Origin of the sequence: Altererythrobacter ishigakiensis, from assembly GCF_001663155.1 — a bacterium.
GTDB classification, from domain to species: domain Bacteria; phylum Pseudomonadota; class Alphaproteobacteria; order Sphingomonadales; family Sphingomonadaceae; genus Erythrobacter; species Erythrobacter ishigakiensis.
The window spans coordinates 755,215-777,374 of the sequence record NZ_CP015963.1 but is presented as its reverse complement, the minus strand read 5'-3'; the positions used below and the strand labels follow the sequence as shown (position 1 = coordinate 777,374).

The window sequence follows — 22,160 nt, the reverse complement described above, 5'->3', positions numbered from 1 at the left end:
TCCACTTAGGATACCCAGTACAACCTGCGACTAGCTTGAAGTTGCTCGTTCAAAGCCAGTGCGCAATTCCAAATTGGCTTTCCGAATAAGGATCTCATTCAACTCGCTAGCGCTCAAGCGCCTCGCGAACTTTATCCCACAACGTTCTCCTTTGACCCACTTGACCGTCGCCGCTTCAAACACGAGCCCCAATAATTCAACGGTTATCAATGCTCCTACATTGAGCTCTGCTGGCTTCGTGAGACAGGCTCCTGACTGAGATATGTTCTTGACCGAGGAGAAGGCCATCCACTCCGCACAACTGATCTTTGCAAAATGTTCTAACGGTACTCGAAGCGGGCGGAAGGGGTGAGAGACTGAAGCATCATCCCAAAACTGCGCGCTTTCAAGGTGTTCAACGCCAAACAGATCGCCTTCGCACCATCTTACGATCGCTCTAATGTTTTCCATGCCATTGAAGCTGTATTCAATCGTATCGCCCACTTGAACAGGAACATCGCCACGAAAGCATGCGCCGCTCTCAGAGACGTTTTTTTGGGTCACAAATGCGCGACCGCTTTCACTAGTGATCAGTGCGGGCCGGTATACATTGCCTGTCCGGCCCTCCAATCGGCGTTCCATTTTTCATCCCTAACTGCCTGACTTGGTGCCTAAATAGCTCAAAGTGTAAAGTAAGAAATTGACGGCAAGTTCAATGTGAACCCGTAGTTAGGGTTGAGGGTTCGTTAACCAATTCTCTAATCCATAAAATTGGGAAAAGCAGAAGCGGCCGGAATTCTGTTCTCAGCATTGTGTATAGCAAACAATCGCTCGATCGATTCCAGAGCCTTCTCAGTCGCATGCACTAAAGTTCTCCTCTTATCGTAAGGATCTTGCGACCTGGTAAGATATTCATGCTGCTCTAGAATGGTGATCCATCGCAGCGCGGTGCTCTGCGGTTGACCAGAGGCAACACATAGATCGGTCACCGCCAACGCGTCCCCTTCCATTTTGGATACATACGCTTCAAGCAACATCTCCCAAGCCGGCTCTCCAAGAAACGAGCTCGGGAAAATGGCATATCGCTTTTTCCGTCCGATCTGCATTTGTCTTACGCCGGTCAACGCGCCGATCGACTTTGTTCCAGGGACGACCGATCCAGCCTCAACAAATCCTATCCCTGAGTAGAACATTTGCAGAGTACCAACCATCGAAGCATCAGCTTCTGTATCGCGCGACCAAGGCTTCCAGCGAGCTTCGTAAATACGCTCAACGGCTTCAATCAATTTACTTGTGGCATGAACAAAGACTCTTCTCCCATCACAAGAGTCTTGTAGTTTCGAGAGATACTCATGCTGTTCCAAAATCGCGATCCAACGAAGCGCTGTGGATTGCGCTTCAAATGACGCACGACATAGATCGGTTACGGTTAAGATACGATCTTCTTGGTTCGAAACGTAGAGCTCAAGGATCATGTCCCAAGCAGGTTCCCCAAAAATCGATTTCGGGAAAACCAAATAGCGCTGCTGACGCCCAAGCATTTGCCGCTTTACGCGTTTGAGTGTGTCAGCGCTTTTTTTCCCAGAGCCAATGCCCTGGCTGTAAGTCATTTGCGTCATATCAGAGCCAATCTTGATACTTTAGCTAAACTTACCCCCCCATTTGAGGGACAGAATATCAGAGCAAGGGATCAAGCGGTTGTACAAACACGACAAGTACCGACTAGATTTGTAGAAACACGACAAAAATGCGCATATTCTTGTAATAAAGTTACAAATATATGCGGGTCAGTCGACCAATGCACCTCTTGGACCGACCAACAACATTGAGATGAGGGTAGTTTTTTGTCTGGCCGAGATAACTATTCGGACCGAACGTGTGCCTTTGCGCTTTCGATCGCGCGGCTCAGCTCAGCGGCACAAATCAAATGTCCGCCGCAATCTAGCCGCTTCAAGGCAGATTCCATTTCTTGGATGGCCAAGATTAGGTTCTCATGGCCGCCGGAATCGTTTTCGACCACCCGATCATCGACACTAGATCGTGAATTCAACTTGTTCACGTTCGCCTCCCCATGCGAACCGGCTCACTTAGAGTTCGGGTTGATCCGACGGCGCCCACCCACGCCGAAAATGGATGCAAGCATTAATCAAGTATTCGCGAGAAAATCAAGACCGGTTACAAAGTGGCAAAATGCGAGAAATCGACTCTAATTTTAATGGGAAATCCCTCCGTTCAAATACGGATTGAAGGAAACTATAAGGAGCTATGTATCAGATGGTATAAAATGCGAAAAATGAACGTTCTCATCGGGCTGAAAAAAATTAATTCTTATAGTGCCATATATGACGGTTTCTTGACGTCCCAATAGAACTCTTCGAATGGACGGTTTCAATTGAAACTAGTGATATTTAGTCCAAATTGGACCAAATAGGAGATTCAATACTCCGGAATTTTCCATACTCTCATTGCAAATTCTCTAGACCAGGAGATGCATATGGGATCTCGGATTCAGATCTTTGTAGTTGACTCAATAGCTAGCAGAAGAGCTTCCTTATGCAGGATGCTTTACTCCCAAGGCTTCGGAGCAATTCCTTGCGAAGCGATGGACGAGGTCACAATGTTTTCCCCCAGCGCTTCAAAACTCCTAGTTTACGATGAGGAAGGAGCTATTGATCAGGCGCTAAAATTCTTGGATAAATCGCAATCCTGGATGCCGATATTCGCTTATTGCGACCATATCGACGTGGATCGTGTCGTAAGCGCAATGCGAAAGCAGGTCAGCAACTACATCGAATGGCCAATAGCTGCCGATGCCCTGACCCAAAAATTATTGCTGAATGATGGCGAGGCGGGTCCCAAGCCAGAGATTGCAGTCCGAAGCGCAGAGATGAGATCTAAGATTGCGCTATTGACCAATCGAGAGCGCGAAATACTTCAGGCCGTTGCTGAAGGTGGAACAAGCCGTACAATCGCAGAGCGGTTCTCGCTTAGCCCGAGAACGGTCGACACACATCGCACCAACCTAATGAAAAAGGTTGGGGCAAAAACTATAGCCGAACTAGTGGGGATTGTAGCGGTAGCCGAACTGAGGACTGCTTAGAGACGATCAACCCTATAGGCTCTACGAACGTCTGCTTGTATCGACGCTTCGCTTACGCGGCAGCCATTGAGTTAATCGTTTCGATGTGGGTCGTGAACGACGATATCGCGTCCGGCCGACCATAGTAAAAGCCCTGCAGGCACTCACAACCAGCGCTCATAGCCAAGTCTTCGTCAACCTTGTCTGAAATCCCTTTACAAGTAACGACCATGTCGAGGCTCTTAGCCAAGTTAGTCTTTGCTTTGAGAACAGTTGGATTGTCGGATTCCCTGGCATGCTGCAAGATGCTTGGATCGAATTTGACAGCCTTAACACCAATCTTTTTGAGATGCGTCAGCGAGGCATTACTCGAGCCAAAATTATCGACCGCGATCGTAAAACCCTGTTCCACCAACCGCGAAAGTGGCGATACCAATTGGTCGGCGTATTCAACGAAGTCCGCTTCGCCGATTTCAAGTTGCACGCGTATCGGATCGAGACCATTTTCGAGTAAACAAGCATAAAGTTGCCTGGTGAAATTCTCGTCGAGAAGCTGGATAGCTTCGACATTGACGCACAAAGCTAGGTCCTCAGCTTCTGATACGGTCGCTGCAGCCTTTTCAGCAACGAAAAGACTAATCTGGTCAAGCAATCGATTTTGGCGAGCAATCTTAATCGCTTCGTCTGTAGCGATCATTCCAAAATCTGGATCAAACCATCTGAAAAGTGCCTCAACCGCCACGATCCTCTTGTCAGTAGAGAATATAGCTTGATACTTCGCAGATAGGTTTTCCTTCTCTTCAAATGCACGTGTCAGGCGCAGAGAAAGCTCCGTCTTCCTCTTGGCTTCAAGCTCCATAGATTTGTCGAAGAATGCTATCCCAACGCCGCCATTCTTTGCCTTGTACATGGCCATGTCAGCCCTGCGAAGCCACTCGCTTTCCTGGTAACGCTTGTCAGTCTTGGCGATGCCAATGCTACAACCTACGAGCGCTTGCGTTTGGCCGATCAAAAATTCGTCGAGAATGCGGCTTCGAATTTCAGAACAAATGCGTAAGACCTCCTTCAACTTGCAAGATAGAAAGGTCACAGCAAACTCATCGCCGCCTAGACGATATACTTTTGCTTTAGACTTAGCGACCGCCTGTATGCGCTCTGCAACCTGCTGCAATAGAGCGTCCCCAGCTTCATGGCCGAGTGTATCATTTATGTTTTTGAAGTGATCGAGGTCCATTATTCCCAGATACGAAACCGGCTCAGCAGTTGGCAGATCTGATCTGGCATCAGAAAGACATTCGATCAGGGCCTTTCGGTTCCCAAAACCAGTTAGTTCATCTCTTCGAGCCTCGCGTTGCGCTTCTTCTTGGCGCTCCAAGATTTGGGCATAGTATTTGTCGAGGTCGTTGTGCAGCAATCCAAGAACAAAGATCGTCGCACAACTAGAGGTCCCGCACATTACGATAAGCTGTGTCCAAATGCCGTCGGCAAACGCGTCGGTCGACGAAAAAAGGACGGCTTGCGCGACCCCAGTGAGCGCGACCATCGCCGAGCCAGCAAAAACCAGCAACGAAGCCAAAGATCTTTGTTCCAAAACCATATCGACTGCATATGCCCGTCGTACGAAATCAGAGTTGATCGCGTCTACGTAATGCAACGTATAGAGAAGGTTAGTATTCGATTAAGAATCGCGATAAGTTTCTGTTCTATTTACCGACAATCTTATATTCGTGCCGCAATGATCCTTCTTCAAATTCGCAGGAATGCATTTTCAAGGGTCACTTTCACGAGTAGAGATTGATCGCGTACCGCATCGCTGTTCCGCGATCACTTGATTGGCTAAATGAGCTTGGTCTACGCAGACCAGCGATCAAGCTTGCGATAAATGGTAGATGGACTGACGCCCAGATCCCGGGCAGCTTGTACGATATTCCCTGAGCTTCTCGCGATCGCTTGCTCTATCGCCAGACGCTCAATCTGTTCCAGAGTCATTCCTGTGAAATCCGCGACTGCGGCACTCTCCGACTCATGAACGGGCGATGGCAAAAAGTTTTCGTCGGCTGTCACAACAGTTCGATGTGACACAGAGGTCGCTCTTGCTACCGGTTGCGCCGCGCCAGCAAGCTCAACTTTGCCGCCCGAACCCGTAATGATTGCCCGACGCAACGAATTCTGAAGCTCGCGTACGTTTCCAGGCCAGTCATGACGCTGCAGATAGGTCTCGCTTGCCTTAGTGAAGCCAGAGAACTTGCGGCCTTCTTCATCGGCGATCCTTTGAGCCAAGCTTGAAGCGATGAGCGCGATATCATCGCCGCGCTCTCTCAATGCGGGCAACGATATCGGAATCACATTTAGTCGGTAGTAAAGATCTTCGCGAAAACGACCTTCGGCCACTTCGCGTTCCGGGTTGCGATTTGTTGCGCACACAATCCGAACGTTAACTGGTTCGGCCGCCGAACTTCCAACACGTTGGATCATCCCAGTCTGTAGAAAGCGCAAGAGCTTTACCTGCAACTTGAGGTCCATCTCGCAAATTTCATCGAGAAAAAGCGTTCCTCCATCGGCGGCCTTAGCAGCACCAATCCGGTTCTCGATCGCACCCGTAAACGCGCCCTTGACGTGGCCGAACAACTCAGATTCCAACAGGTTCTCAGGGATAGCGCCGCAATTAATGGCAACGAAAGGGCCACCTCGTCGTTTACTGGCTGAATGAACGGCTTCCGCGGTAACTTCCTTACCCGTTCCGCTTTCTCCAGTCACAAAAACAGTCGCCTTGGAATCTGCGACACTTTTGATCGTTCGAAAAACCGCTTTCATTACAGGGGATTTGCCGATGAAACCGTGAAAGGTCTCTTCATCACCTTCAGCAGCAGAAGGCGGAATTGCGTCAACCTCCAAGCGCCCTGTCTGTTCCGCAGCATTGCTTACCGTGCTGAGCAAGCGCGTTCCGGAAACGGGCTTAACCAGGAAATCATACGCGCCCCGCCGCATGGCCGCGATTGCCCGATTGAGCGAACCGTCTGCGGTTACCACGATCACGGATGGTTGGCTCTTGCTGGTGGGCAACGCCTCAAACAAGGTTAGGCCGTCTCCGTCGGGAAGTTGGAGATCGAGCAGGACCACATCAATGGTCTCGCTGGACAAAGATCGGCGCGCTTCACTTAGCGTTTCGCAAAGGCTCACCTCGTGGCCGGCGTCTTCGAGTTGCGCGGCGTATCCAAGCGCCAATGAGGCGCTGTCTTCAACAATAAGGACCTTAGCTGAAGGCATCATTGAATCCTGAAATATGCGGTTTTGCCGGTCGGATCGCGATCGACCCAATTGATCGAACGCGGATCCCCGAAATGCTTCATGCATCCCTGCACCAGGCCAAAGGCGATATGCGCAAATGGGCGATGCGAAGAATACTCGACAACGAACCCATCATCGTCCTTCCATGATGCGACGTGCGGCGGCTCAGCGTCTGGATAAAGCACTCTGACCTCTTCATGGATATGATCTTCAACGTGCGCCAACATGCCTTCAGCTGTCGGATATCGCTCAACGATCTCTGTGTAGAGAACGGTGAAACGATCGAACAGAAATTTGCCGAACTCCTCGCACAGATCGTTCGCATCTGCGCCGCTGATTTTCGAAGCGGAAGTCACAACCTGCACAGCCTGCTCCCATGGGTATCGAGAAACACGAGAGAACGCGCCGCCATGAGGAAGCTCTGCGCCCGCTAGCACCTCCTCTGTGAAACTGGGGCCGCCCTTCACATCGAGAAAGCCGACCAGCTCCGAGTAGATAATACCCTTCATTTTTCGCATCTCCAGAAAATGGATTTGCTCCGCATAATGCAAATAGCGTGCCGGAATTTTCGCGTTCTGAGAGCACATATTGATGTCACACCCCTCTCATAATGCGAATATCTTTGCAAATCGCAAAGAAACATGACGCATTTTGCAAATTTGGGGCAACTGATCGTTTGCAAACCGCACAAAACCGTTGGTTCCGCAGTTTGGCACGATCTTTGATTTGGTTTGCTCCGAATGCCCTTTTTTGGAGTAATCAATGTCACGTCCGCTTACCTCAATTGCCCTCACCTGCGCCGGCCTCAGCCTGACTTTGTCCGCATGCGTCGCTGGGCCAGCCCCGACCAACTTGGAAACGTCAGTCTACGCTCCGGGCCAGGTTGCATGGGAAGGTAGCAAGCAGCCGCAGGGTGATTGGATCGTGCGAGCTCCTGTCGAACGCGGCGCGCCAACTTGCAGTTGGGAAGCGCCGCGAGAACTCGACACCTATCAGCGGGTTTCTCCGGCGACGTTTCTCAATCGCACTGCCCCCCTCGGTGCCGGTGACCGGCTGGAAATTATGGTTTTGGGCGACGAAGATCGGCTGACAGGTACATATGTCATTGAAAGCGACGGCTCGCTCGCGCTGCGTGGCCAAGAGCCAGTGCGGGCGAGTGGCCTGACGATCGCCGCACTTACCGAAGAGCTACGCAATCATTTGATCACACAAAGCATCGTGCGCCCGCTGCAAAATGCGGTGCGCGTGGCATTGATAGAAAACGCTGGCGCGTCGGTATCTGTTGGAGGGGCCGTATTCCAACCAGGCGCAGTGAGGGCCGGCGAGCGCACCCCAGAGAGCCGGATTGGCCTTAAGGAAGGTGCAGTCAGCGGCGATGATAACGTCAGTCGAACAATTGCAGGAGCAATCCGCGCAGCGGGCGGCGTGCGGCCTGATGCTGACGTCCAACGAATCTACGTGATCCGAGATGGGAATTACGCCGAGTTCGATCTGTCCGGGCTCGTTCACGGTTGGGCAAGCCGTGACGTCGCCGTTGCTACGGGCGATCGTGTGTTAGTTCCCAGCCGAAGCTGCTTTGATGCTGAATTGGTCAGGCCAACACCACTTACCGCACCAGGCATTCGTGTATTCATGTCGAACCTGACTCGCAGCGCGATGAACAATGCCGGCGCGGCAATTGGCCAACAGACCACTTCGCTGCCTTATGGCACTCGTTTCCTTCAGGGCTTGGTTGCGGCCAACTGTGTTGGGGGAAGTTATATGAGTTCAGATCGCCGCGCCGTTCTGATCTCGCGCAATCCAATCAATGGTCAGAGCATCGTTGTGGAGCGTGATATCGAGAAACTGGTGCGCAACGCGAACCGCGATGCGCTCAACCCCTACCTTATGCCGGGCGATGCCATCGCATGCTACGATAGCCGCTGGACTAACTTCCGCGAAGCGGTCGGACTGGTCACAGATGCGGTAAATACTGCCACTCCAGCAATCTTGTTGGACAACGCGCTGTGAAAACATTCGCACCCAATATAGCGGGGACCGCTCCGCCACGTTTCCTGCTGCGCCTGTGGGTTGTTGTGCGCGACGGACTGCCATCCGTTGGCCGATATCGGCGGTATCTTGTCGCGTTGGCTGGTCCGCTGGCTCTCGTTTGGGGCCTAGCGCTCGGCTATCTGCTGATCGCCCCCGACCGGTTTGACAGCAAGATGACGTTGATCCTGCCCGGCACGGGTGTGGGCGCGAGCATGAATTTGGAATCGATTGGCCAAGCGACAACTAGTACTTCCTCGGCATTCTCTTCCCCCTCACTGAGCCCCACAGAGAATTACAAGCGCCTTCTAGTGTCCGACCTAGTACTGCGCGAAGCGGCACGTATTGCTGAGGAAGATGAGAACGCTTTCCCCCAGCCAAGCATTAAGCTGATCGACCAGACAAACCTCATCGAAATGCGCATGCCAGCGGCTTCGCCTGAGCAGGCACAAACGCGCATGGCCGCTTTACAACAAGCTTTTCGTCTCGCGCTTAATGATCTGCGCCAAGACGAAGCACGCACCCGTGAAGAAGCAGACGCAAGCCGTATTGAAGAGCTTGAGCGTAAGGTTGACGAGGCGCAGCAGGCGCTGCTCGATTTTCAAGGCAGGACAGGTCTTGTTTCACTCGATCAGTTCGCTGGCCGCATCACCGCGCTCGACCAATTAAAGGCGAATGAGCGTGATCGGCGCGTTCGCTTGTCAGAGACCGGCGCTGCGGCATCGCGTCTTGCCAGCACGCTTGATGTAACCTTGCCTGAGGCTCGCCGTGCGATGCAGCTCAAGGCTGATCCGGAGTTTCAGGAACTGCTTGGCCGCTATGCGAAGATCAGCGCAGAGCATAGCGAAAGCTCTGGAACGCTGGGCGAAGCTCATGCGACCATCGAAGAACTATCAGCTGAAAAAGATGCGCTGCAAACCAGCTTAGCGAGCCGCGGTAGCGAACTCACCGGGCTCGAAGGTGGAAAGGTCATCGAGCTGGCAGATCTGGCTGTCTCAAATACGCGGGAAAGCCTGTTCGCGAGCCTTTCAGAGCGCGATAGCGATCGTACGGGTCACGGCGCCGCGCTGTCCGAGCTGCGCAGGCAAATCGCCGCACAAACGGCGGACACTGACGCTCAGGTTGAGCAAGCTGCGACACTTGCCGACCTGCTGAGAGATCTTCGCGTTGCAGAGGCAGTCTTCAGCTCGGCTCTCGCGCGGCTCGACACGAACAAGTCAGACCCTTTCGCATCCTATCCATTGGTCCAAACTCTCGAGGCGCCTTCACTGCCCCGCGCGAAGTCCGCACCCAGTCCGGTGTTCGCAATTGCGGGAGCGATGGGCGCCACACTCTTTATTCTTATCGGATTTCTGCTGCTATGGCTGAGACAGCCCATCATCCGCAAACTGCTGCCGAACGCCTGATCGTCAGAACGATCCAGTGGACCTGGATCCTGTGGCTGATCGGCGGGCTATATATCGCAGGTCCAGCCTTGGGGTGGGTCTTGTCCGGCATGGCTGCTGTTGGGCTTTACCTAGACAGGATTAAGGCATCGGCTGTTCCCGCCACCATCTGGGTCTGGATAGCTGGAATGCTGGCAATGCTCATCATCCTTTGGATTGGCCATGCCAATTTTGAGCTGGGACTAGGCAAGACAATCAAATCAAGCGTTGGCTGGGCGAAGGGGTGGGCGCTAATCGCGCTGTTTCCTTTGGCAGGGGCGATGCTGCAGGTCAGGCCGGAACCAATCTATCGGGCGGTCTGTCAGCTTGGTCTGCAAACAGTCATTGTCATGCCAATATTCATTGCCGCACCGCTCATTGGACTGCCAGAGCAGCTCTGGGTCTCCCCGCTCAAAGTCCTTGGGGGCTCTGGGCCCGAATACTTTGCCGCGCAGCTCTATACCATTGAGCCTGGCGCTGGCACGCCGCGGTGGCAATTCTTTGCGCCCTGGTCACCAGCTGCCGGAATGATCGGGGTGATCTATGTGCTTTTGTCTGCACAAGAGAAACACTTCGGCTGGAAGACAATCGGCATTGTGGGCGGCTTGCTGCTCGCCATCCTTTCCCAATCGCGCGTCGCATTGGTCGCGCTGCTGTTTGTCATTCCCTTTGTCTGGGGAGCAAGCCGCATGGGCAAGGGTCATCTGTGGTTGATCGCGGCCCCAGCAGTGTTGGCTCTTGGGACATTCGGCCCGGTCATCATTGAGTTCGTCAACACGGCAATGACCGAATTCGCTTCCGCACGTGCCGATTCCAGCCGGGTACGTGCCATCCTTGGTCGGATCGCTATCCATCGTTGGGAGACCGAAGCCTATTGGTTCGGGCATGGCATCGTCGAGAATGGTCCGCACCTAGTGGAATACATGCCCATTGGCAGTCACCACTCCTGGTACGGCTTGCTTTTTGTAAAGGGGCTGCTCGGCGCAGTTGCTTTGGCCGTGCCGCTGGCGATCACCTTTATCTTTCTGCTGGTGAAGGCTCAGTCGGAAAAAATGGCTCGCGCCGGGCTCGGCCTAACGGTGACATTGGCGCTGTATTCGTTCGGTGAGAACCTGGAAATTCTGGCCTATCTTTACTGGCCAGCGCTGGTGATGATCGGCATCGCGCTAAAGCCTGCTTCAGAGAATGCATTGTCTGAACCTGCTTGATTTGTGACATTAAGAAGCCGCCAACATGCTTGCGCAAGCTAACGGCTCCTCTTCCTTCCCCAACCTTCAAGCTTGGTCGATTAACTTGCGGCTTCGATCATTTCGCGCCCTCCGAACGTCTTTGCGCCGCCTGCAAGCTGATCGGCTGCGCGTTCGAACAAGCGTATCCAGCGAAGGATGATTTCCTCAGACTGTCCGCGAACTTCAGTGCGCCCTTGAATGCCCATCTGAACAAGGTCTCGCTTTGCAGCATCGTGGATGACTTGGCTTATCTCGCCAGCATTGCCCATGGTCGCTACAAAACCGCCGCTGCCAACTTGCTCAGGTAGGCCGTCCACATTGGCTACGATTATCGCGCGACCTGCCATACGCGCTTCAGTTGCGACGAGGCCAAATGCTTCGCTTTTTGACGGTATGATGACAGCGTCACATTCAGCCAGGTAGGTACCCGGCGTATCGCAGGGGCCAAGGACGCGGACGTTGCCCAGATCAGCCGACAATTCCTCAAGCTTTTCCCCGTCAGGCCCATCGCCAAAGATCGTCAGATCAACGACATCAGGCGGCACGTGTCTCATTGCTTCGATGAGTGCGTCGAAATTCTTGACCGGCGCATACCGACCATAGGCGAGCAGCCGCATCTTTGGGCCGCGATGCTTGCGCGCGGTATCGATGTCGAACAATTCGGTGCGATCAGTCCAAGGGTATATCACAGAAAGCTTGTCCGCCTTGATTCCGACCACCTGTGCAAGCCAGTTTTTCTGCGCATTTGATACGCAGATGAATTCGTCGACAAGGGACGCAGCGAACTTCAGCATCGCTCGAAATCGTGCTTTGGATGTCACGTGCACTCGTTCGAAACTGGCTGTGTAGCTGTGCTCGACATGCACGATCCGTGCTTTGGGATTGCGAGCACGAAGGCTGGCCAGGAAGACCAATCGCTTCCAGGAAAGTGCCATATGATCGACAATCAGATCCGCTTTGATGCATGGCGCAAGTCTGGCGTCTGAATTGACTGGTGTCACCTTGGAATGTACGCGGGCGGCGAGTGCTGGCTCATCAAACAGCGTGAGAGCACGTGTCACGCCGCCCATCGCGAAATCGTCCAGCAGATGCGCGACTTTAATCACGCTGCATTCCGCAATAATGGCCGCGTCAAAGCGACGAAGCGATCGCGCCCCACGGCGGCTCCGACAGCGACTGCTCCCGCAGTTACGATGGTCTTGCGTGGCTCCTCGACGAGGATATGCGGTTTCAAGCTGAGCGCTTTGGACAAGAAGTCGCGCGCAAGCTCAAAGTTGCCGAGTTGCACTGATCGGCGCGCAAGATAGCGCAGCTGGTAGGCGCGAGCCATGTCGCCATGCTCTGCCACGAATTCGGGCGCATAGCTGCGAAGCTTGCGTAGCATCTTCGTCCAGCTGAGGTATTGCTTTACGACATTGGCGGACAAGGCGCCGGGAATAATGCGATATTCCGTCAATTGGCCCGGGATACCCGCGAATCCTACACTGTGCTTTACGGAAAGCCGGGTCCACATCTCGATATCCTCCGACTGACGGAAGCTTTCATCGAACCAGCAAAGTCGCGCTGAGTCGTCCGGATTGCGAAAGACCGCCCGATCGAGTGCTGACTTGCGAATGACCGGAGCGCTGCCATTGCCGATCGGGTTGCGGCATAGAATGTCTCTTGGCGTGATCCGGCCTAGCTTTGGCCGCATCGTTATGCCCAAGGCGTTTCCGTCGCCGTCGATCAATTTGGATCCCGAATAGCTCACGCCAATATCAGGGTTCGCATTCAAGTGGATGTAATGCAGCGCCAGTTTGTCAGGGTGCCAAATGTCATCGCTATCAAGAAGCGCAACGAAATCAGCGCTAGTATGCGCAATCCCAGTGTTTCTTGCTCCTGCAAGGCCGCGATTTGACTGGCAGACGATGCGAATTCGTGGATCAATGAATTCGCGAACTATCTGCATCGATCGGTCATCGCCTCCATCATCGACGCAAATGAGCTCGAAATCCTCGAAGGACTGATTCAAAACCGATTGTACAGCTGCGCCGACGAACTTTTCGACGTTGTAAATCGGCATGACGACTGAAACTTTGGGAAGTGACATTGGAATGCTCCAGCGATTGAAAATTTAGGCAAAGACAGTTCGGCGAAGTGAAGCAGGCAGCGCTCCACCCGCTATGACACCGCCAAGAGTTAAGAAGCCGCGCGCTCCGTCGACCATGTATGCCTTGCGGTCAGCACGAAGCCCGCGGTGCATGAATGACCATGCAACGCCGATTGGCGCACCGGCTCTAAGAACCCTGCGTGTGAGATATCGGCAGTAGGTTGCTTCTGCTTGCGCCAGTTCACGTCCAAAGAGCCAGCTCGACGCAAAGCCGCGCCAGTTTTCCAGCATCGCGCCAAAATTGCAGGAGAGACCATTCTCGTTCATCCGGTACCGGACCAGTGCTTGGTGAATCCCGCAAATCAGGACACCCTTGTCGATTGCGCGGGCAAGGAAATCCTGATCCTCAGCGTACCGCATGTCTGTATCAAAGCCCGAAAGTGCCTGGAAAATGTCCCTGCGGATAACGAGGTTTGAAGTTGTGCAAACCGCATTTTCAACCACTACGTCCTTCAGTCCGAGATAATCGGCTGGAACGCTTGAGAATGTCCGCCCAGCTTTGATTTTGCCGTTTTGCTCTGGTGCGAATTCAACCTGTGCAAAGCTTGCTCCAGCGAGTTTGTTGAAGGAGTGCAGTTCGCTGTGCCTCTCCAACTTCTGCGGATGCCATTGATCGTCAGCATCAAGGAAAGCCAACCACTCACCAGAGGCAAGCGATGCGCCATAGTTGCGCGTGGCTGACACGCCGCAATTCGGCTTTGAAACAGCTCTGATCCGGTAGTCCACCTCGGCCAGTTCGAGCATCACCTTCGGCGTGTCGTCCGTTGATCCGTCATCGATGATGATGATTTCGAACCGCTGATCGGTTTGACTCAGGACACTGGCTACAGTCGACCGCAGGGTTTCGGCCGCGTTGTATGCTGGGATAACGACAGAGAAGTGCAGGTCAGACATCAGAGGTCTCCTTTCAATGGGACGGATGAAGAGCAGTAAGGTGAGAAGAGTTGGCGGGCGGCGACGGGGATCAAGACCACGCTGAGACCCAGACCGAAACCAATGCACGCCGCTTCGAGGCTAAATTGAGCGCCGACCACAAGGCCGCTGAGCGCGGTGATGGTCGCGCATGACATGACGAGCGTTTCCGAGAGGGGTTTTCCGATTGCCCGGAATCTCGCGCCAATCACCGCCGCCATAAACAAGGGGACAGCGGCGCATGCCAGCAAGGCCAGATTAGGAACTGCTGAAACCCAGTTTTCGCCGAAAATGACAGGCACGTAGTACGGGGCGAGCAGTGCCTGCATGCTGACCAGTGGGACGACCACTGAAAGGCCCATGACGAAGGCGCGCTTGAATTCGCGCTCGAGAAGTTCCCCATCGGCCTTCGCAAGAATTGGTAGCAAGACTAAACTGCAAGCCGTGACTAGCGCCTGCGTGATGCCGAGCCCGGCATTGAAAGCGAAGTAATAGAGCCCCAGCGCTTCAGTACCCAACAGGGCGCCGACCAGCAGTTTGTCCGCGTGCAGCCGCGCAGCAGTGAGAAGCTCAGAACCAAGAATAGCCGGACCGAATGTCGCGAATTCGGAAATCTGGGCCAAGCTAGCGCCGCGATCGGGCGTCCAGCGATAGGTTGCGCGAGCCATGACGAGCCATAATGGCGCGGTCAAAAGCTTCGGCAGAATGATAGCCCATGCGCTCGGCCAAGCAACCACCAGAACAACCGTCAAAACGCAATCTGCGATATTCTGCGTGGCCGCCACTCTCGCTGTTGCCGCCATACGCTGTGCTCGCATGGCGAGGAATATCTGCACCAGGCCTGCCGGCATGAAGAAGTAGACAGCCGAAAGTACGGCCAGCATCGCAGCGACGTCGGTCAAGTTGAACAGCAACCATGCGCTAGTCGCGACCATGAGCTGCGCAATTGTCACGCCAACACACACAACCCAGAAAAGCTGGCTGGCTCGATTACAAATGGGCTCCAGTTCACTTTCGGTCGCAGTGATGATGCGCTGACCGATCCCGACATTGGACAAGACGCGGGTCAGTTCAAACAGGCTGAGTGCGAGGGCGGCTGCACCTAAGAGTTCGGGAGAAATCTGACGCGCTACAATCAGAATCGAACCCAGGCGCACGATCCGCGTGACCGCTTCCGCCGAACCGTAAGCGAGCATGCCACGCGCAAACGCTGGCCAGCGATCTGGCTTGATCAGCATTTGAAATTTGTTGGACATTCTTTCCTCGCAATTGTTGCGGGATAAGAAATTCAATAATCGTGCCAACTTAGAAAACGTCGGAAATCAGGGGTTTCGTCCGAAATTCGAGCGAAAGTCCGTCTCTCGATCCGCGAATTTCGCAATTTGCGAAGAAATTGTGACCCATCTTGCGAAAATCGACTACTTCAGCACGATCAGCTCAAGCAAGGCATCTTAAATAATACGATAAATCAGCATGTTATGGGTTTGGCACGGGTGTTGCGGAGAGCATGGCAGATTCAATTGAGGAATTTGTCCGATGAAGCACACCCCGCTAAAGAATTTCGATACCGTATCAGGCGCTGCCTTATCCGATTTCATTGAGGCCGGTCATGAGTGGCCCGTTGCCCGACTGTTCGGTCTGCCGCTTGTTTGCGGTGCGCGCGAAGAGATGGCTCGTCATATTGTATCCCGCGTTGGAGCCTCAAGAGCTTCGACGATTAACTTCATCAATGCGCATTGCGTGAATCAGCAGCGACGTGATCGCGAATATCGCGATGCGCTTGAAGGAAGTGACCTTTTGTTGCCCGACGGTATCGGGATGGAGATTGGCGCGAAGCTTTGTGGATTGAAATTGGGCGAAAACCTGAATGGCACCGACCTGTTTCCAGCGCTTTGCCGCGAAGCTGCGACGCAAGGGACGGGGATCTTCCTGCTTGGTGGAGTGCCTGGCGCAGCTGATGGCGCTGCTGATTGGGCAACCACGCATTTCCCCGCGTTACGAGTTGCCGGCACTCATTCTGGATATTTTTCACCTGAGGAAGAGGAGCTACTGATCGAGCGAATAAATCGATCGCGCGCCGGAATCTTGCTGGTCGGTTTTGGTGTCCCGCTTCAAGAAAAGTGGATCGCTCGCAATCGACATCGGATCACAGCTCCGGTGGTTATGGGTGTAGGGGGGCTGTTTGATTATTACTCCGGCCGCATTCCTCGCGCGCCGAAACTAGTCCGAGCCTGCAAGAGCGAATGGGTCTGGCGGCTTGCTATGGAGCCGCGCCGGATGGCTAAGCGCTACATATGGGGCAATGCAGTCTTCTTGGCCTACGCCGCGGCAACTGGGGCTGCGAACCGAGGTGTCTTTGAAAAACTGAATGCTGCCGGCAAACGGGTTGTCGACGTCGTTCTTGCAAGTCTGGCCATTATGGCCCTGCTACCGATCCTCATTGTAACGGCCTTTGCAATTCGCACGGAAGACAGAGGCCCAGTGCTGTTCCGTCAGACCCGCATTGGCGAAGACGGACGCCCCTTTTCGATGATCAAATTTCGCTCGATGTACACCGATGCGGAAGAACGACGCAACGCGTTACTAGCTCAGTCAGAACGCGACGGCACATGTTTCAAGATGCGCAATGATCCGCGGATCACGCGCACGGGCCGCTTTATTCGCAGGTTCTCGATCGACGAACTGCCGCAACTGTTCAACGTTCTTGGCGGCAGTATGTCTTTGGTCGGACCGCGACCCGCGCTGCCCAGCGAAGTGACGACTTACCGCGGAAGCCATTGGCAAAGGCTGCAAGGCAAACCCGGCATTACTTGCACATGGCAAGTGCGTGGCCGTGCCGAGATACCATTCGAACGCCAGGCAATTATGGACCGCGCATATCTGAAGCGCACCAACCTGTGGGTTGATCTCAAGCTATTGCTGTGCACTCCGGGGGCAGTCTTTAGCGGCCGCGGCGCTTACTAGCTCTTGCTGACCAATGCTTTGTAGAGATCGTCGAAAGCCAGCAAGCTTGAGGCGATCTCTCGGCGCAGCGAAGCGCTGGAAAAGCCGGGATCTTTCGCCAAAGTTTCCCGATAAAGGCTCAATTCTTCGACAATCCCGACCGCGCCCACATTTAGGGAGACCCCTTTCAGGCTGTGCGCGGCTCTCGAAAGCGCCTCGTCATCTTTGGATTTGGCGGCCCTCAAGACTTCCTCTCCGTAGTCGCTGATGTCCTTCTTTGCTGCGTCCCGCATGCGATCCCGATATGACTCGGGCAAATCGAGGAATGCTCGTTGAAACAGCTCGTGGTCGAAACGTGCGGCCAACGGTTCTACTGCTTCGCGCCCTATCACCGCAGTCCTAATTGCCGCCTGAAGCTCTTCACGCCTGATCGGCTTGGATAGACAAGCTGTCATCCCGGCCGAAAGAAGCCGCTCACGTTCAGCTTGAAGGCCGTGAGCCGTGACACCAATTATCGGGATTTGCGAAGCAGATCCGCTCATGGCGCGAATAGCCTGCGTGGCCTGCTCACCATCCATGATGGGCATCATCACATCCATAAGAATGGCATCGAATGAACCGGCACGAACCGCCTCTACGGCTTCCACACCATTGGTAACAACGGTTGTCTGGCAGCCGATCAATTTTAGCAGCCGCTCGATCACGTAGCGATTGCTTACTGTATCTTCTGCCAACAGTACTTTAGGAGCTGAAGTGCTTTGATCGAGATTATTGGATTGCTCGGTCGCCGGCTCGAGTTGCACTTCAAAACCTTGAAACTCGCCTGTGTCGGCTTGTTCAATAAGCTTAGACGCAATCTGCATCAACTGATCGGTGGCTTCCTTCACGACTTCAAAATCCGGCGATTGACGAGGGAAATGTTCACCGAGCAATTCCAGTCCGCCGTTTAGAGAATTGAGCGGCGTGCGGATCGCGTGCGCCATTTCGCTGAGGAACCGAGTTTTTACAGCGAGCGCTTCGGCAGTTTTTACCTGTTCTGTAGAAAGCTGCTGACTAAGCCTATCGAGTTCGGCGACGCGCCGCTCGGCCCGCAATTGCAATGCGCGGACGGCGCGTGCGTTAGCTCGGCTAAGCGTTATGTCGCGGACAGCGCCATAGACCACAGAAGGGCGATCTCCGATAGCCGTTTCCCGGCGGATTACCCAGCTCAACCAACGTGTTGATCCATCGTCATAACGAATGATGCGATGTTCGAACTCGTGGTCAATTCCCGGTTTCAGAGTCGTGAAGAACTCAACGCCAACCCGCAAGATCCGGTCTTTGTCTAATGGGTGAAGGGCTGCGACCAAATTCTCAAGCGAGCCTTCTTCATGATCTGGCAGGCCGAGCAGCACCCCGGCACCTTCAGATGCAGTGAATGGCTTCCCTTTTTCGCCGTAGATTGTTGCCATCTGGGCAGTCGACTGTGCGGCGAGAAGCTTTCTGCTCTCGATATCCAGCTTTTTGGCGAGCTCGCTTTCGCGTCGACTGAGGTCTGTATTCGCTCGGTCCAGTTCCTTCATCCGTCCTTCGAGAGCGGTTTCGGCATCGTGCAGCGCGCGTTCAGCGCGCTCAAGCCGAATCTTTAGGATTCGAGCCTGTTCTTCCGGTGGCAGATCTTCAAGCGATGCCATTGCTCTCGCGCTCCAAAATTCCTCTCAGATCTTTGGAGAGATGGTCTGTTTGGAAATATACCGTTTTCTTGTGATGTTCGCTCATATTGGCGCCAGCCCCAGCGGTCTCGCCAATAACATAGATGCGGTCAAATGCATCCAACCATCCAATAGGAATCGAAGCCAGACTGGAGCTGTCAGCGAGACCCATCATTGGTATGGTTTCAGAGGCGTGCTCGTTAGGGTGGTCCTCGGACCGTAGCACATTCCAGCCAAGTTTGCTCGCGGTAGCTTCTGCTTGGATTTGCTCAGTCGCCTTTTCGAGCGCTAGATACAAATTGCCTACTACACTGGTTTGAGCAGCCTGTGGGCCATCTTCGATGACTTCGGCCAAAGGCATTTCGATCGTGAACGTTGTGCCCCATCCAGGATTGCTCTCAACGGTAATCTGGCCGTCCATTGCGTCGACAATGTCCCGCGTGATCGATAGCCCCAGACCCGCACCAACCGATTTGCCAAGCGAGTCCGCGCCGCTGGTGTCAAAGGGTTCGAAAATTCGTTCAATTCGCTTCTCACCAATGCCGATGCCGGTGTCCGATACGACAAATGTCCAGTTTGCCTCTGCTGCTTGTGGGTGGCGGACTTCGATTGTCACTGAACCCGACTGAGTGAACTTTACGGAATTCGAGACTAGGTTTGCCAGAACTTGCTGAACTTGACCGGGCTTGCCCATGACTTCGGCGTCAGAACTTGCCAGAAGCTCAATCTGGATTGATTTGCGCCTCGCCAAGGGCCGGAACAGCTCGGCCACCCGCTGCGCAACTGCGCGGGGTCGAAATTTCTTGCCATCTCGGACCGCGGCGTCCTGTGACAATCCCGCCTGTTGTAAGATCCCGTCCAAGGTTTCTAGCAAGGCCTGGCTGGAATCCTCGATCAATTGGAGCGCGCGCTCTTGCTCTGCGGGGGATCTCTCGCGTCTTAGCTGATCGATAATGCCGAGTACCCCTCCCAGCGGAGTTCGAATTTCATGAGAAACCGCAGCCAGAACACTGGTTCGTGCGGCCAACTCCGACTGCGCCTTGTCGCGGGCCTCCCGCAATTCGGCATTGGCGCGCGATTGACTTTGGATCAGCGGCCCAAAAACGAAAATCGCTTCAAACAGCAACAGCACCAACAATCCAAGCATTAAATTTCCATGCAGCTCCTCAGCCTTTGCAAGGCGCGCCTGGGCTTTCTCTTCATAGATCTTCACCACCTTATCTAGATCGCTCAAGAGCCCTGCTCGGTGCGTTGAGGCGACGGAAAGATAGTCGCTAAGGTTTGAATTGGGCGCGGCGGGACTGGGGTCAATTAGTGCCTCGAGCGCGGCGATGTAATGGCTAATTCGGTCATCGAGTGAGGGATCGCCATCGAAATAGGCCGATCTCAATTCCAAATCCCACTGCGTTGGATTTGCAGCTTGTCCCACTTCAGATGCTAGCCGCTTATGGGTTGAACGCATAAGTACAAGGGACGATGCTAACTGCTCTTTCTTTACAACTGCTTCGCCTGTCCCACCCGGCCTTGTTAACTCACCGGCCAACCTAAAGGTTTGCTCAGAGAGCATTCGCTGGCGACCGCTGTCGTTTATATCGATGGAATCCATTTCCATTTCGGACAGTGAACTCACCAAGATAACGTGAGAAGCAATTGCAGCAATTGCAATCAGCAGCAAGCCCAGCACAAAACGGGTCGTTGGCTGTAACACCCCCTTCAATACTGCATCCATGTCCAAACTCTCGCTCTCGTTGGATACTTCGTTCTAGCATTTCATCAGAGCCAGAGTTCGAAGAACCGATATGTGCCAACCATGCACACTGACCGTATGCTGGTGTGCTTATTCGCTTTTTTGGAATTTTCTATTCTCTTTCTTCGGCTTTTGCGAAATAATGGTTTTATGCCCGGCGTTAGCGCGAATACAATCGTCAATCTGAAGCCCGTCTTACGTTTGCGTCTTCAATTGATCCTAACTTTGGCGGCAAGTTTCTTTCTTGCCTCAATGCCAAGCACCGCAATGGCGGATCCTATTGTCGGAATGTCGTTGTATGATCCGGAAGAGATTGAAGCTTGGATTAAGGAAATCGCTGGCCGGGACGCTGACAGCGAACAGCAGGCGGCAATTATCGAGAGGCTTTATCACAGCGACGGATTTCTCGCTGCGGAAGCAATCGTTGCTGTGGATGCGGACGGAAAACGCGTGATCCTCGTACACGAGGGCAGGGTCGGCGCGATCCATTTGGAAGGCGGCAACGAAGTTGCCCAGCGCACGATCAGACGATTCCTGAAGCCCCTGGCAGACGGCACACCGCTGCATATCAGCAGGCTAGAAAGGCAAATGCTGCTGGCCGGAGATCAGGGTGGCCTCGATGTATCGGCGTCGCTTGACCACCCCGATCCGAGTGCTGATACCCGGCTCAACGTGATTATTTCACAATCACGCCAATCCGGATCTGCCTCTCTCGACGTGGTACCACAGCGACCAGGGACCATCGGTAGATTCGTCCTCGACCAATCCTTCTATGGTGTGCTCGAAGGAGGAGACGTACTGCGCGGCCTCGGCGTCGTTTCCCGTGCCCCTAGCGGTGATCTAGGGTTCGCAGGACGAGTATCTTATCGCACAGCGATAGGAAGCCACGGTGTATTTGGCGAGCTGTTTGCCGGTACGGCGCTGTCTGATCGCGAATTCAACAATCCAAGGCTCAGAAACGAGCAGCGAGGTCGCCAGTTCGGAGTTCTGGTCGGCTATCCGATAGCAAGGAGTATGGAAGGATCCCTGTTTGTAGCTGGCGAAATTGAACACAGTCAGGGGAGATTTCGTTTCGGTCCCACTGAAACGCGAAGCGGCGTAGACGCCGCGCGTGGCTACCTGATCGGCGCTTACTCTTCTCCCAACGGCACGCAGCTTGAAGGGTCATTGCGGCTTTCCGCTGGCCAGCGAAGGAAACCGTACCCAGGGCAGCTTTCTGATGGCGACCGTACCTTTGCCAGTGTTCGCGCCGAAGCCGGGGTTGTCACTCCAATTGCCAATAGGCTGGCATTACGTGTCGAAACCGAAGGACAACTCGCGCTTTCAGACTTGCCCGAAGTCGAACATTTCTTCCTCGGACACCTACCGTTGGTGAGAGGCTACGCGCAGAGCGCGGTGGAAGCTGACTCCGGGGCCGCCGCCACAGTTCAGTTTGATCAGCTAGTCGAACTTTCACCGGAAACATCGCTCACAGTCTCGGGTTTTAGCGATTTTGGTTTCGTTCGTAGACGAGCTGGCGATCCCCCATATGTTGTTGATGAGGACATCGCATCGTTCGGTCTGGGGGCCGCAGTCGCACACAGATCTGGTTTTTCGCTTACAGGCTGGCTGGCGATGCCTGTACTTGACAGTAGGCTAACCGATGCTGGTGATCCAATCATCTATTTGCAGTTAGCGCAAAGGTGGTGACG

The 22,160-nt window shown here is 53.9% G+C and carries 17 protein-coding genes; 6 read left to right on the top strand and 11 right to left on the bottom strand.

Annotated features, from left to right (window positions below):
• Nucleotides 1–30: 30 nt before the first annotated feature.
• Nucleotides 31–621: a PilZ domain-containing protein gene (locus A6F69_RS03760; RefSeq protein WP_067597543.1), complete on the bottom strand. Its 591-nt coding sequence runs from the start codon at nt 619–621 to the stop codon at nt 31–33.
• A gap of 116 nt (nt 622–737) precedes the next feature.
• Nucleotides 738–1,589: a helix-turn-helix domain-containing protein gene (locus tag A6F69_RS03755; RefSeq protein WP_169816542.1), complete on the bottom strand. Its 852-nt coding sequence runs from the start codon at nt 1,587–1,589 to the stop codon at nt 738–740.
• A 950-nt stretch (nt 1,590–2,539) separates the two neighbouring features.
• On the opposite strand from A6F69_RS03755, the gene A6F69_RS03750 reads away from it, so the two are divergent.
• Nucleotides 2,540–3,079, top strand: a complete 540-nt coding sequence (locus A6F69_RS03750) for a response regulator transcription factor (RefSeq protein ID WP_170245181.1) — start codon at nt 2,540–2,542, stop codon at nt 3,077–3,079.
• A 52-nt stretch (nt 3,080–3,131) separates the two neighbouring features.
• Here A6F69_RS03750 and A6F69_RS03745 read toward each other — a convergent pair whose 3' ends face one another.
• The 3 genes from A6F69_RS03745 to A6F69_RS03735 form a co-directional block, all read right to left on the bottom strand.
• Nucleotides 3,132–4,634, bottom strand: coding sequence for a putative bifunctional diguanylate cyclase/phosphodiesterase (locus tag A6F69_RS03745; protein ID WP_211352817.1), 1,503 nt, complete (start codon nt 4,632–4,634; stop codon nt 3,132–3,134).
• A gap of 275 nt (nt 4,635–4,909) precedes the next feature.
• Nucleotides 4,910–6,328 (bottom strand): sigma-54-dependent transcriptional regulator, encoded by a 1,419-nt coding sequence (locus A6F69_RS03740; RefSeq protein ID WP_067597531.1) that lies wholly within the window; start codon nt 6,326–6,328, stop codon nt 4,910–4,912.
• Nucleotides 6,325–6,855 (bottom strand): heme NO-binding domain-containing protein, encoded by a 531-nt coding sequence (locus tag A6F69_RS03735; RefSeq protein WP_067602395.1) that lies wholly within the window; start codon nt 6,853–6,855, stop codon nt 6,325–6,327. The genes A6F69_RS03740 and A6F69_RS03735 overlap by 4 nt, the downstream gene beginning before the upstream one ends.
• Before the next feature lie 253 nt (nt 6,856–7,108).
• On the opposite strand from A6F69_RS03735, the gene A6F69_RS03730 reads away from it, so the two are divergent.
• Genes A6F69_RS03730 through A6F69_RS03720 form a run of 3 tightly spaced genes read left to right on the top strand, consistent with a single transcriptional unit; the run spans nt 7,109 to nt 11,006 of the window.
• Nucleotides 7,109–8,356 carry a polysaccharide biosynthesis/export family protein gene (locus A6F69_RS03730; RefSeq protein ID WP_067597528.1) on the top strand — a complete coding sequence of 416 codons (1,248 nt, stop codon included), beginning with the start codon at nt 7,109–7,111 and terminating at the stop codon, nt 8,354–8,356.
• The gene (locus A6F69_RS03725) at nt 8,353–9,780 is read left to right on the top strand and encodes a GumC family protein (protein WP_179946168.1); all 1,428 of its coding nucleotides are present in this window, start codon (nt 8,353–8,355) and stop codon (nt 9,778–9,780) included. Before A6F69_RS03730 ends, A6F69_RS03725 begins: the two co-directional genes overlap by 4 nt.
• Nucleotides 9,735–11,006, top strand: coding sequence for a capsular biosynthesis protein (locus A6F69_RS03720; protein ID WP_067597525.1), 1,272 nt, complete (start codon nt 9,735–9,737; stop codon nt 11,004–11,006). Before A6F69_RS03725 ends, A6F69_RS03720 begins: the two co-directional genes overlap by 46 nt.
• A gap of 80 nt (nt 11,007–11,086) precedes the next feature.
• Here A6F69_RS03720 and A6F69_RS03715 read toward each other — a convergent pair whose 3' ends face one another.
• From A6F69_RS03715 to A6F69_RS03700, 4 genes are read right to left on the bottom strand one after another with little or no spacing between them, the layout of a single operon-like run.
• Nucleotides 11,087–12,133: a glycosyltransferase family 4 protein gene (locus tag A6F69_RS03715; protein ID WP_067597522.1), complete on the bottom strand. Its 1,047-nt coding sequence runs from the start codon at nt 12,131–12,133 to the stop codon at nt 11,087–11,089.
• Complete coding sequence (locus tag A6F69_RS03710; RefSeq protein WP_067597519.1) at nt 12,130–13,116, bottom strand: glycosyltransferase family 2 protein; 987 nt, start codon at nt 13,114–13,116, stop codon at nt 12,130–12,132. Before A6F69_RS03710 ends, A6F69_RS03715 begins: the two co-directional genes overlap by 4 nt.
• A 24-nt stretch (nt 13,117–13,140) precedes the next feature.
• Nucleotides 13,141–14,070, bottom strand: a complete 930-nt coding sequence (locus A6F69_RS03705; protein ID WP_067597517.1) for a glycosyltransferase family 2 protein — start codon at nt 14,068–14,070, stop codon at nt 13,141–13,143.
• Complete coding sequence (locus A6F69_RS03700; protein ID WP_245638277.1) at nt 14,070–15,344, bottom strand: oligosaccharide flippase family protein; 1,275 nt, start codon at nt 15,342–15,344, stop codon at nt 14,070–14,072. Before A6F69_RS03700 ends, A6F69_RS03705 begins: the two co-directional genes overlap by 1 nt.
• A 280-nt stretch (nt 15,345–15,624) precedes the next feature.
• Between A6F69_RS03700 and A6F69_RS03690 the strand changes: the two genes are divergently transcribed.
• Nucleotides 15,625–17,052, top strand: coding sequence for a WecB/TagA/CpsF family glycosyltransferase (locus tag A6F69_RS03690; RefSeq protein WP_067597511.1), 1,428 nt, complete (start codon nt 15,625–15,627; stop codon nt 17,050–17,052).
• Here A6F69_RS03690 and A6F69_RS03685 read toward each other — a convergent pair.
• The gene (locus tag A6F69_RS03685) at nt 17,049–18,704 is read right to left on the bottom strand and encodes a response regulator (protein ID WP_067597508.1); all 1,656 of its coding nucleotides are present in this window, start codon (nt 18,702–18,704) and stop codon (nt 17,049–17,051) included. The genes A6F69_RS03690 and A6F69_RS03685 overlap by 4 nt on opposite strands.
• Entirely contained in the window at nt 18,691–20,112 is a 1,422-nt protein-coding gene (locus A6F69_RS03680; RefSeq protein ID WP_245638276.1) for a sensor histidine kinase, read from the bottom strand. Before A6F69_RS03680 ends, A6F69_RS03685 begins: the two co-directional genes overlap by 14 nt.
• Before the next feature lie 624 nt (nt 20,113–20,736).
• Here A6F69_RS03680 and A6F69_RS03675 point away from each other — a divergent pair.
• The gene (locus A6F69_RS03675) at nt 20,737–22,158 is read left to right on the top strand and encodes a ShlB/FhaC/HecB family hemolysin secretion/activation protein (protein WP_144573712.1); all 1,422 of its coding nucleotides are present in this window, start codon (nt 20,737–20,739) and stop codon (nt 22,156–22,158) included.
• The last annotated feature ends 2 nt before the right edge of the window (nt 22,159–22,160 follow it).